Genomic DNA, 12,004 nt, shown 5'->3' on the forward strand with positions numbered 1-12,004 from the left:
CGCTTCGCTGATTTTCGCACTCCTATTTTTAGCCGATTAATCTTGTAAATGAAATTTCTGCATTAAATGAATTTTTTCATCCTAAATGGAATAATTACAATGTCAACTGAAGTGAGAAATGTTAGTTGTTTACAATAAATTTAATGAACTTTAATCTTTTAGTCAAGAAGTTCTTTTCGCTTGCAATTTTACCATGAAAATGTTAAAATGAATTTCTTTGAAGAAGATTAGTTGAGCAAGGTGTTTAAAACTTAGGAGATAATAAAGGTTGCGAATTATAATCATTGGCGGTGGTGAAGTTGGTTTCCATTTGGCCAAGATTTTCTCTAAAGAAGGTCACCAGATTGTCATGATCGAGCCGGACAGAGAGAAGATTAGCCGGGTAGAAGAATCATTAGATATCATGGCAGTTCAAGGCAGCGGCTCTAGTGTTGAAACGCTCGTTGAGGCCGGGATTAAGGACGCCAAATTGGTCATTGCTGTTTCCGCAATTGATGAAGTGAACATCATTGCCTGTATGCTGGCTGAGAAATTTGGTGTACCGCAAAAAATCGCCCGGGTGAGAAATCAAGAATTTACAAATCCAAATGCAGTATTGACACCGAAACAGCTAGGAATCGACATGATTATTAATCCGGAATTAGAAACGGCGCATGAAATTTTTTGGCTCATTCGCCGGTCGGCGGCGACGGATGTAATTGAATTTGCGAACGGCTCAATTCAATTGGTCGGCCTTCGCCTGGATTCAAAAGCAAAAATTATATCGCGACAATTTAAAGAAGTCAGCTTAAGTCTGCCCGAGCTTACATTCCGAACTGTAGCCATTTTTAGAAACGGCCGGACGATTATTCCAACTGGGGAGGATTACTTTATAAGTGGGGATCAAATTTTTGTCGTTTCCAAAACGGAATCCGTCCCTGATTTGCTTGAACTTTGCGGCAAGACAGATGATAGAATTGAAAATATCATGATTTTGGGGGGCGGAAAAGTGGGCCGATTACTTGCAAAAGAATTGGAAAAAGATAAGAATATGAACATTCGCTTGGTTGAAACCAGCCGTTCAAAATCTCAAATTATAGCAGAGCAGCTCGAACATACTCTGGTTATTCAGGGTGACGGCACGGATGTGGATTTGCTCGCTTCCGAAGGGATTGCCGACATGGACGCATTTGTTGCTGTCACAGATGACGAGGAATTAAACATAATTACTTCGCTACTGACAAAACATCTGGGCGTTCGCCGGACGATTACCATGGTAAGCAACGCAGATTACCTGCCCCTGATAAATTCAATTGGCTTAGATGTTGCGGTTGATAAAGGGATTATTACCGCCAATGCGATTGCCAGATTTATTCACAGGGGGGAGGTCGTGTCGGTAGCAACTTTGCGTGGCATCGATGCTGAAGCAATTGAACTGGTTGCACAAAAAGGAGCTAAAATTACTAAGAGAACCCTGCGAGATACTAAATTTCCGGACGGAGCGATTGTTGGAGCTGTGACTCGCGATGGCGAGGTTTTTGTGCCGGTTGGAGATTCTTCGATTGAAGCTAATGATAAAGTTGTTATCTTTGCGCTGCCAAAAGCTGTTGCCAATGTAGAAAAAATGTTTGAGTAATGAATGTAGCAAGTGCAGGCAGTGGCTAAAATTACATGAATTTATCGGCGAAACATTTTAAAACTGAAATTAACTCCCTTTGCCATAGGCGTTATGGATATTAAAGCGGTTCTTCGAGTTCTCGGAGCACTTCTAATTTTTGTGGGCGCTTCCCTGATTTTCCCGATAGCAATTTCACTATATTACAAAGATGGCGATTTTTCCGCTTTACTGGTTTCTTTTTTGATTACCATTACTGCCGGCGGTTTACTCTGGAAATTCACACCGCGTGACCGGGAGTTAAAAACCAGGGAAGGATTTGCAGTCGTTACTTTTGGCTGGATATTTTTGGCTGTATTTGGGGCGCTGCCTTATCTTCTCACCGATTTTGAGATATCCTTCACGGACGCTTTTTTTGAAACCATGTCCGGATTCACGACAACCGGGGCGACAATTCTGACCGACGTAGAGGCCCTGCCACACGGTGTCTTGTTTTGGCGCAGCTTGACCCATTGGCTTGGCGGAATGGGAATTATCGTGATGTCGTTAGCGATATTGCCAATGTTGGGTATCGGAGGGATGCAATTATTTAAAGCGGAAGTCCCCGGCCCATCTGTGGATAAATTGCAACCCAGAATTCAGGATACTGCAAAAATTCTGTGGGGGGTTTATTTCCTCCTGACTTTCATTGAAACTGTTCTTCTAAAATTAGGCGGAATGAGTGTTTTCGACTCCCTGTGTCATACCTTTGGTACAATGGCAACCGGCGGTTTCTCTACTAAAAATGCCGGAATAGGGTTTTATCAAAGCGCATATATTGAATACGTTATTACTATTTTTATGATTTTAGCCGGTACCAACTTTGCTCTACATTATAGAGTTCTCAAAGGCCGGTTTAGGAGCTATGCAGATAATAGTGAATTTCGGTTTTATTTAGGAGTCATACTATTCGTAACTAGTTTCGTATTTCTTGATCTTTTACTCCGAGGACTTTACGGTTTCTCGGGTGCTTTTCAAAAAGCTATTTTTCAAGTGACGTCTTTAATCACGACCACCGGCTATCATTCAGCTGACTATGAGGCCTGGCCGGTTTCTAGCCAATTGATTTTAATCACCGTGATGTTTTTTGGTGGCTGCGCCGGATCGACTGGCGGCGGCATTAAAATAGTGCGAATTTATTTAATAATTAAATATGGATTTATGCAGTTTAAGAAACTAATTCACCCACACGCTGTAATCCCAATAAGAATGGGGCACAAACCTGTGCCAGCGGAAGCAATAAGCGATATATTGGGATACGTATTGCTTTATTTTAGTATTTTGGTCGTTGCATCTATTTTAATGAGCCTAATGGGATTAGATTTAGTCACTTCCGTCAGCACGGTGATTTCTTCCCTGAGTAACATTGGGCCCGGTGTTGGAACCATTGGCCCGACGGAAAATTTTGCTCACATACCTGGCGCAGGAAAATGGCTTCTCAGCTTTTTGATGCTTGTCGGGCGTCTTGAAATTTACACGGTTCTGGTAATCTTCACTCGTAACTTTTGGATAAAATAGTCTCCCCCAATGCATAATGTTTTTAAAAATCTTTTTCTCCGAATCGTTTGGGGTCTTTTTATTACCTGGACATTGAGTGTTTCCGGATTGTTCGCCCAACTACAGAATGAGCCGAACAAAAGGGAACTGGCGATAGGCGAGCTCACAGGCCGGGTAGATAAAAAAGATTGGAAAATTCAAACAAAGCTAGGTCTCCTGCCGGTTTTCGGTTCTGGTAACGGTCGGCCTTTTAGAGCTTTCGAGCGTTCGCCAAACGAAGTTGTAATCCGTTTTCTTAATTCAGAGGAATTTGAAATATTTAACCCAAATACTGTGATCTTTCGTTTTTATGAAACCGAACGAGCTCTGATCTCCGCTTTAATTCTTGATGAAATTGATACAGCGGTTTTAGAAAGTGAAGTGTCCGCACTCGAAGTCAAGAAATCAAACAATCATTTTTCGCCGGTTCCGGTAAGAGCTGACTCTAATATGGTTAAACTGATTTTTTATAATCATCGCAACCCGGCATTAAGATCAAGACAAGTTAGAAAAGCCCTGTCATTTGCTATTAACCACGACCGCATTATCAAAAAAATAATTTTTAATGGGAAAGCTACTTTATCAAAGGGCCCTTTTGACGATGATTCACCATTGTTTAACCAGGGAATGGAATCCTATAAGTACAACCCTAAGCGTGCTGTTCAACTTCTTCAAGAAGCCGGTTGGAGAGACTCTGATAGAGACGGAATATTAGATAAAGCGGGGCAGCCTTTAACTTTGAATTTTTACTATTCAAAGGGTTTAAGACTTGATGAATCGATTTCCCGGCAAATAAAAATTGATCTTCTCAAAGTTGGCGTTGAAGTAAATCCTAGACCTTTGGTTAAAAGTAAGCTAATTGACAATCTGGTCTCTGGCAACTTCGACGCCATATTAACGGATTATACATTCGAAAGCGGAATTGAAAGTCTGGAAAGAGTGTTTTCTGTTAAGGGTGTTGGTAATTACATTGGATACACCAGTAAGATTTTCGAGGATCGTTTAAACTTTTACCACAATACAGATGACCTCGCAATGAAAAAAACATTAATCCAGAGTTTGCAAGAAATAATAAACCAGGACCAGCCAGCAACTTTTCTTTATTTTAAATGGTGGACACATTATCTCGTAAACTTAGAAAAGCTGAGAAATTATCGCGATTTACAAGGCGATATTCGGCCGTTTGAAGAATGGATTATTAGAGATTTAGAGAGTAACTGACATGCTAAAGTTTGGGCACAAAATTCAAATTCGGCATCGTCTTTTGACGCGTTTGCTTTTATCTCATATTTTAATCGTTTCTTTGCCGCTTTTCTTCACTGGCAATGTGCTTGTGGACACCGCTCAGGAATCCATTGAGGAAACAATATTAGAACGAAATTTGGAATTTGCTATTCGTTCAGCTCGCTTCATTGACTTAAAGCTGGAAACTGCCGGAGATATTGTTGTAAACCAGGCCAAGAATTTATCAATTTATGGAATGAACAAAACCAGCCTTGAGTTGGCCATAAACACGATTGTTAGTGACTTCGCGATTTTTAATAATGTGTCGGTTCTGGACACATCGGGCCATCTGATTGCAACGACCTCTTTCGATGAAACAGTGCCGTTTAAGTTTAGCAATAATGGGAAGTCGTCACCAGATCTCAAAAATATTCTTAAGGGTGAAACTTTTCGAACAGATGTTTATGTTTCAGAAGAGAGTTTACCGTTGCTGGATATTGCCGAACCCATTAAGCTTCATGATGAAGTCTTCGCGATTCTCTACGCCGTTGTTGATTTAAAAGCTATGTGGGATATCGTTGATGAAAATGTCGTTGGCGAGAATGGGGAAGCTTTTATTTTTAACAAGGACGGCGTTTACATTGCCCATTCCGATCGAATAAATGTTTATAAAAAAAATAAATTTGAAAATGAGGAAGTAATTCAAAGACTTGCTGAAAAAGGAAGCGGCAGTACTATTTACAAGACAAGCCAAAATATTGAGATGGTTGCAGCATACGCCCCCATCGGCGATTATGGCTGGGGGGCGATGATTCAACAGCCGACTTCCGAGGCTTTTGCGCCGGCAAAAAGAATGCGGGTTCGGGTTTTTCAGTTTATGGCGGTTAGTGTGATTCTTGCTTCTCTTTTAGCTTTTTTCTACACCCGATGGATCGTGGCTCCGGTTAAAGATCTGGTTTCCGGAATGGAGCAGTTCTCGAAAGGTGCGTTAGACTACCGGATTCAGAATGTCGGCAAGGATGAAATCGGCGCTCTCGCCGAAAACTTCAATGAGATGGCGGTACGTTTAACGGAGTATCAAAACACTTTGAAAAGAACGGAAAGATTGGAGACTCTCGGGAAATTGGCTTCCGTGCTTTCTCATGAAATCAGAAACCCGCTTAATTCCATGGTAATAAATATGCAAATTTTGAAGCGGGAGCTTGCCAAAGAAGTTGTCAATAAGGAAAGGGTCGAAAAATTCTACGAGATCTTAGCGTCTGAGATTAAACGGGTCGATCAACTGGTGCAAGATTTCCTCTTGATTGCCCGGCCGCCGAAATTAGAACTGGAAAAGGTGGCTATCAATGAAATCATTGACGAAGTGTCGATGATGCAAGTGGCGGACTCTTTACAAAAAGGCGTGCGAATTGAACGTGAATATGAAAAAACGCCGATTCATACCAATGTTGACGCGGCCAAGATTCGTCAGGTAATTGTAAATCTTGTCCTGAATGCAATTCAGGCAATGCCGGGTGGGGGTAAGTTAAAGATTATCGTAAAAGAAGCGGATGAGTCGGCGAAGTACAAAAACAAACTGCCCGAAAAGTCATTGCTTATTTCTTTCAGTGATACCGGTCAAGGAATTAAACAAGAACACTTAAATAAAATTTTTGATTTCTACTATTCAACCAAAAAAGATGGCTCGGGGTTGGGGTTGGCAGTAGTGCAGCAAATTATTGAAGAACACAATGGCTTAATAAGCGTCAAAAGCGAAGTCGATAAAGAGACAACTTTTAGTATTTATTTACCCCGGTAATAGCGTTCCCTTATTAGTGTCTTACCGAAAAAGTCAGTAAATGTGACCATTGAACCCTCGGACTTTCGCTCAGAATGAAGCTAATTGCCATCATGGTGAGCGGAGCCGAACCAGTTCAATAAACTTGGTAAGACAATATCTTAAGTTTTCTTGTTTGTCAAAATTAATATTCTTAAGTTAGTCATACCTGAGAGTGAATTTTATTTTCAGAAGGAGTCTAAGAAATGAAAAAAAATAGCTTTAATTTTTGCCTGGTATTTCTTTTTTGGGTTGGAATTTCCGCAGCTCAGGATGAAAACGAAGGAAGATTTTTAGAGAATACCAGGCAGTTGATATATGCGGGCAAGCGCTCCGGAGAAGGCTATTTTTCTGCAGATGGGAATGCTTTAATTTTTCAGGGCGAACGTGAACCGAAAAATCCTTTCTTTCAGATTTATTTTCTTGATTTGGAAACCGGTGACAGCCACCGCATTTCTCCCGGCATTGGCAAGACCAGTTGCGCTTTTTTTCGTCCGGGTACAAATGAGGTTCTTTTCGCCTCTACGCATTTAGATCCCAACGCTGAATCCAAGCAAAAAAAAGAAATCGAACTTCGGGCTTCCGGGAAAAACCGCCGCTATTCCTGGGATTATGACGAACAGATGGATATTTTCTCCGCTCGACGGGACGGCAGTGGAATAAAGCAGTTAACAAAAACAAAGGGGTATGACGCCGAAGGTTCTTATTCTCCCGACGGCAGCAAAATAGTCTTTTGTTCACTGCGCGATATTTATAGTTCATCAAACCTTTCCCCGGAGGATCTGAAGCGGTTAGAAATGGACCCCGCTTTCTACGGCGAGATTTACATGATGAATAGCGACGGTTCAAACCAAACCCGGCTCACCCATTCACCAGGCTACGACGGCGGGCCTTTTTTTACTCCTGACGGTAAAAGAATTGTCTGGCGTCGTTTTGAAGAAAATGGCGCGATTGCGGATGTTTACACAATGCACCTGGATGGCTCAGATGTTCGCAAAATTACCAATTTCAACGCCATGTCCTGGGCGCCTTACTTTCATCCTTCAGGCAAGTATCTAGCCTTCGCCTCCAATAAATTAGGATTCTCTAATTTTGAACTTTACATGGTGGATGCTTTGGGCCAGCACGAGCCTGTTCGAGTTACCACAACTGACGGTTTCGACGGTTTGCCGGTGTTTTCACCGGACGGCAATCAACTCTGCTGGACTTCAAATCGAACCAGTGAAAAGCGTTCCCAGTTATTTCTAGCAGATTGGAACCACGAGGCTGCCTTGACCGCGATTTTTTCAGCACCGAAGAGAAATATGACATCTGCAGTAGCTAGCAATAAAAACAACCTTGTGTCTAAGGATGTCAGTTTAACAAATGGTAAGAAAGATAAAAGTGGCCTATCTGCAAAAATCTCGGGCGATGATATCAGAACCCAGGTGACATTTTTGGCTTCGGATAAACTCGAAGGCCGCATGAGTGGTACCAAGGGAACGAAAATGGCCGCAGATTACATTACTTCCCGCTTTAACGAAATTGGCTTAAAACCACTTGGTGATAATGGCTCGTTTTTTCAAGAATTCCAATTCACCTCGGGTATGAAAATCATTCCCCTAAAAAATCACCTTGAAATTTTCAAGGGTGGCGATAAAGCGCTCAAGTTTGAAGTCGAAAAAGATTTTCGGCCGCTGGCTTTTTCGGCTGATGGCGAAATCGAAGGGGAAGTTGTATTTGCCGGCTACGGTTTATCCGTCCCCGGTAAATTAGGGGAAGGGTACGACTCTTACTCCGGTTTGGATGTCAAAGACAAGTTAGTGCTGGTTTTACGCTACGTCCCGGAAGAGGTTAGTGTGGAACGCCGCCAGACTCTGAATCGCTACGCCGGATTGCGCTACAAAGCTTTGGTTGCTCGCGAAAATGGCGCCAGGGCGCTTTTGGTGGTAAACGGCCCGAATTCACCTCGGAGTGGAGAGCTGGTACCTCTGAAATTTGATAGGGTCGGAGCAAGCTCCGGCATAGTGGCAGCTTCAATTTCCGGTAAGGCGGCTGAGGCGCTTTTCAGTTATGCAGAAAAAGATTTGAAAACCGTGCAATCAGATTTGGACCAGGAAAATCCGCATGCGCTCGGCAGTTTTCTTCTACCGCAAGTAAAAGTCAAACTTTCAACAGGGGTCGAGCGAGTCAAAAAGCCGGATCGAAATGTCATCGGAATGCTCCCGGCAACCACGCAAGGATGGGCTGCAGAGTCGGTTATTATTGGGGCACATTACGATCACATTGGATTTGGTGAAATCGGCTCGCTTGCTCGTAAGGGGGAAGAAGGGCAAATTCACAATGGCGCCGATGACAATGCATCCGGGACTTCCACGGTGCTGGAAGTGGCAGCTTCTCTGGCTGAATTACATAAGCGGCAACCAAACGATTTTAAAAGAAACATCGTTTTTGCTCTTTGGTCCGGCGAAGAGTTGGGTCTCATTGGGTCGTCATATTTTACTGAAAATCCACCGCTTGAATTGGAAAAAATAGTTGCTTATCTAAATTTTGACATGGTGGGGCGGCTCCGGGAAAACAAATTGCTTCTTCAAGGTTTAGGCTCTTCTTCATCCTGGACAAAATTAATCGAAAAAAAGAATGTGGCTGCGGGATTCAATTTGAATCTTCAGGATGATCCCTATCTACCGACAGATGCGACTTCTTTTTATACTAAAGAAATACCTGTGCTTGCGTTTTTTACCGGCAGCCACGATAACTACAACCGGCCCACAGACGACGCGGGAACGCTTAATTACGAGGGTATGGAAAGAATCGCTAAATTTGCGCAAAACATCATTCTGGATTTGGTCAAGTCTTCTGACCGTCCGGATTATGTCAAAGTTGAACGCACAAAAAGCGGAGGTGGAGACCGGGAAACTCTCAGGGCTTATCTCGGCACCATCCCTGACTATGTCGCAGAAGGCACCGGCGGTGTAAAATTATCGGGCGTTCGAGCCGGCGGCCCGGCAGACAAAGCCGGTTTAAAAGGCGGGGACGTCATCATCGAGTTTGCCGGTCAAAACATCACGAATATTTATGATTACACCTATGCCCTGGACGCAGTTAAAATCGGAGTGGCCGTTAAAGTTGTGATTGTCCGCGATGATGAGGAGTTGACTTTAACGATTATTCCGGAAGCGAGGGAATAGCACACTTAACCCAAAGTTTGTTTATTTAGAGGAGGCAGGAATGTCAGGTCAAGGTTCCGGCGGCAATGTTTTGGCGGCGCTATCGAGTTTCTTCATTCCAGGATTGGGTCAACTCCTGCAGGGCCGTCTCTTAATGGCAGCCGTGCATTTTGTGTTCGCCGGGTTTTTGTGGATTTTCCTGCTTGGCTGGATCGTTCACCTGTGGTCCATTCTTGATGCAGCCAAGTTTAATCCGAAAAAAACATAATATAAAAAGACAGCTCTACCTGAGGGTAATTCACTGTTTTTATTTTGGATTACTTTTTTTTGAGTTCATAAAATCATGAATGAGAATTTAAGTGAAGGTCAGTTTGCCAGTTTAATAAAAAAAGTCTTCCAGCCAAAATCAAACGATCGCGTTTTAACTATTTTACTCGATATCCCAAATAGAGAAGTAGGAGACAACCCCAACTGGCGAGACCGGCGTCTCATTGCTTTTGAGTGGAAAACCACGCTTACGAAAATTCAAAATGATTTAGGTCTTGAAAAAATTGAGTTGGTTTGCTATGAAAATGTTGATAACAACAACGCGGATTTACCTGAAACAGTTTACCGGTTTCAAGGTGATCCTACAGAGTTGGATTCCGAAAAGCTCGTAAAAGGCGACGGCGCGTTCGACTTACATCAAACAGCGTCCGAGTGGCATATTGTACTGGCTCCGACGCAATTCTCAGCAACCGCGCCGTTAAAAAATCTGGCCAGGCAGCGTGGTTTTCGGGCGGCCAGCATGCCTGGTTTTCACCGCAAGATGATCCCTGCCCTTCAAATTGATTACGAAGAAGTTCACCAGCAAGTCATGAAAATGAAAACCAGGTTGGATGAAGCCATTGCCATTAAGATGAAGTTTGAAGCAACAGGCAAACCGTATCAATTCTCTGTTGATACAAGACATCGCACAGGTCACGCCAGCAGCGGTTTAATCCGGGAACCGGGAACCGCCTGGAACCTCCCGAGCGGCGAAGCCTTTATTGTGCCTTACGAAGGTGAGTTAGGTGAACCGAGTAAGACGTATGGTTCTCTGCCGGTACAATTTGGCGATGAAATCGTTGTTTATAAAATTGAAAAATTTCAATGGAATGCTGAATTTACGTTGGTTGACAATTTTACTATTGATTTGGCTGATAATTCTGTTCTAATTGTCAAGGATTCTGAATTTACTTTAATAGTAACTTCGGTTGGATCTAACGCGTTATTGTGTAATTTTGAGGAGGGAATGAACACTTTAGAGGTTATATGCAGTAGTTCATTTTTAGACCCTTATATTCCCCAACTAATAATTCCGACATTTTCATCTTTTAATGACTGGTCTATTTATGCTGATACTATAGAATCGTCATTCGTTAATATAAACATACAATTAGATGACAAGTATTATCAGGAAGCAGAAGAGAAAAACAGTAGCGGGGTGATAGAAACAAGATTTTTGCAATATAATATACAGAATGGATTTTTATACAAATATTATTATCAATATTATGAGGAACCAGATTTTAAAAATTATAGAGAAGTGCAAATTCAACGACAGGACTCAGATAGCTGGACGACTGTCCAAAGCTTCGCATCTTCGACTGTCCAAAGCTTCACATCTTCGACTGCTTCGGGCGGGGAATACTATATTTTATTTACTTCAATATTTACAGTTTATCTTCTCAGGAATTTGGTATTAAAAAAGAAAAAACTACAATAAACAATAATGAAACATCCATCTTTTTTCCACACGAAAAAATGGGTGGAAGAAAATTGACGGCCAATAGAAGCAGCACCAATTGGCCCTCGCTCTGGGAAGGCAACCGGCAGCGAGCCGGTTGAATCCCTGAAAGGAAATCCACCAAAAGGCGGAGCAAGTGTAGGCAAAGAGGCTGACCGGCCGGTCAGCCTCTTTGTTGCGTAGAGATCATTACTCTTCCCGATTCCAGCGTGCCTGGTTTGGTTTAGAGTTAATTGTGAGGGTATTTATTGACAAACAAAAAGGACAGTCCGATGCCGTGGCAAACGAGTGGGGATTATGTAACGCAGTGGGAGAGCCGCGTGTCCGCCAGACCTATGGAGGGTGTTCGCCGGACATCAGAACCGTTCCAAGACTGGAAGGAACACGATGAGTGGTGCGCTGCTGTAACCACTGGTTCGAGCGGCAAGGGCGGTTACAAACAAGCCGGGAAAGAACCCATCCGTGTCTTAATCGTCGACGACGACTCCGACGCTCGGAACGCCTTGGCCAGCATCCTGCGGCCCCACCCCAGCGTTTTGGTTGTAGGCACTGCCGAAAGCGGGACAGAGGCGCTGCAATTGGCCCAAGAGTTACGTCCGGCCGTAATCCTGATGGACGCCCAAATGCCCGGAATGGACGGTGCGGAGGCGACCCGGCGAATCAAAGAACAACTGCCAGAGATCAAGGTGTTGTGCTTGCTGGTCCACATTCGGGACATCCCCACCGCGTTGGCCGCCGGCGCAGACGCTTACATGATGAAGGACGCCGGCCGGTTGGAGTTGTGCAGTAAAATCAGGGCCTTGAGCTGCTAGCCCATTTCCCCCATCCGGCGGGACATATTCACGTTTTGGCTACAAGAAGATTTCCCCGGTTTCCGC

The 12,004-nt window shown here is 43.3% G+C and carries 7 protein-coding genes and 1 pseudogene; all 8 read left to right on the forward strand.

The features are described 5' to 3' along the window. The first annotated feature begins 268 nt into the window (after positions 1-268). Positions 269-1,615: pseudogene (trkA, locus tag IH879_11185) on the forward strand (Trk system potassium transporter TrkA). 93 nt (positions 1,616-1,708) lie between these two features. Next, positions 1,709-3,151: a TrkH family potassium uptake protein gene (locus IH879_11190; protein ID MCH7675500.1), complete on the forward strand. Its 1,443-nt coding sequence runs from the start codon at positions 1,709-1,711 to the stop codon at positions 3,149-3,151. A 9-nt stretch (positions 3,152-3,160) separates the two neighbouring features. Further along, positions 3,161-4,390: a hypothetical protein gene (locus IH879_11195; protein MCH7675501.1), complete on the forward strand. Its 1,230-nt coding sequence runs from the start codon at positions 3,161-3,163 to the stop codon at positions 4,388-4,390. Position 4,391: 1 nt separating this feature from the next. Next, on the forward strand, positions 4,392-6,191 hold the full coding sequence (locus tag IH879_11200; GenBank protein MCH7675502.1) for a HAMP domain-containing protein: 1,800 nt from the start codon (positions 4,392-4,394) through the stop codon (positions 6,189-6,191). A gap of 224 nt (positions 6,192-6,415) precedes the next feature. Then, positions 6,416-9,379 (forward strand): M28 family peptidase, encoded by a 2,964-nt coding sequence (locus IH879_11205; GenBank protein MCH7675503.1) that lies wholly within the window; start codon positions 6,416-6,418, stop codon positions 9,377-9,379. 40 nt (positions 9,380-9,419) lie between these two features. Further along, positions 9,420-9,626, forward strand: a complete 207-nt coding sequence (locus tag IH879_11210; protein ID MCH7675504.1) for a hypothetical protein — start codon at positions 9,420-9,422, stop codon at positions 9,624-9,626. A 75-nt stretch (positions 9,627-9,701) separates the two neighbouring features. Then, the gene (locus tag IH879_11215; protein MCH7675505.1) at positions 9,702-11,105 is read left to right on the forward strand and encodes a hypothetical protein; all 1,404 of its coding nucleotides are present in this window, start codon (positions 9,702-9,704) and stop codon (positions 11,103-11,105) included. Positions 11,106-11,374: 269 nt separating this feature from the next. After that, complete coding sequence (locus IH879_11220) at positions 11,375-11,938, forward strand: response regulator transcription factor (GenBank protein ID MCH7675506.1); 564 nt, start codon at positions 11,375-11,377, stop codon at positions 11,936-11,938. Positions 11,939-12,004: the final 66 nt, after the last annotated feature.

Source organism: candidate division KSB1 bacterium, from assembly GCA_022562085.1.
In the GTDB taxonomy this organism is placed as follows: Bacteria; Zhuqueibacterota; Zhuqueibacteria; order Oceanimicrobiales; family Oceanimicrobiaceae; genus Oceanimicrobium.

What these genes read in the sequence shown, in the direction of transcription:
- IH879_11200 (MCH7675502.1), top strand. Translation starts at nt 4,392, where the DNA reads ATGCTAAAGTTTGGGCACAAAATTCAAATTCGGCATCGTCTTTTGACG.
- IH879_11210 (MCH7675504.1), top strand. Translation starts at nt 9,420, where the DNA reads ATGTCAGGTCAAGGTTCCGGCGGCAATGTTTTGGCGGCGCTATCGAGT.
- IH879_11195 (MCH7675501.1), top strand. Translation starts at nt 3,161, where the DNA reads ATGCATAATGTTTTTAAAAATCTTTTTCTCCGAATCGTTTGGGGTCTT.
- IH879_11205 (MCH7675503.1), top strand. Translation starts at nt 6,416, where the DNA reads ATGAAAAAAAATAGCTTTAATTTTTGCCTGGTATTTCTTTTTTGGGTT.
- IH879_11215 (MCH7675505.1), top strand. Translation starts at nt 9,702, where the DNA reads ATGAATGAGAATTTAAGTGAAGGTCAGTTTGCCAGTTTAATAAAAAAA.
- IH879_11190 (MCH7675500.1), top strand. Translation starts at nt 1,709, where the DNA reads ATGGATATTAAAGCGGTTCTTCGAGTTCTCGGAGCACTTCTAATTTTT.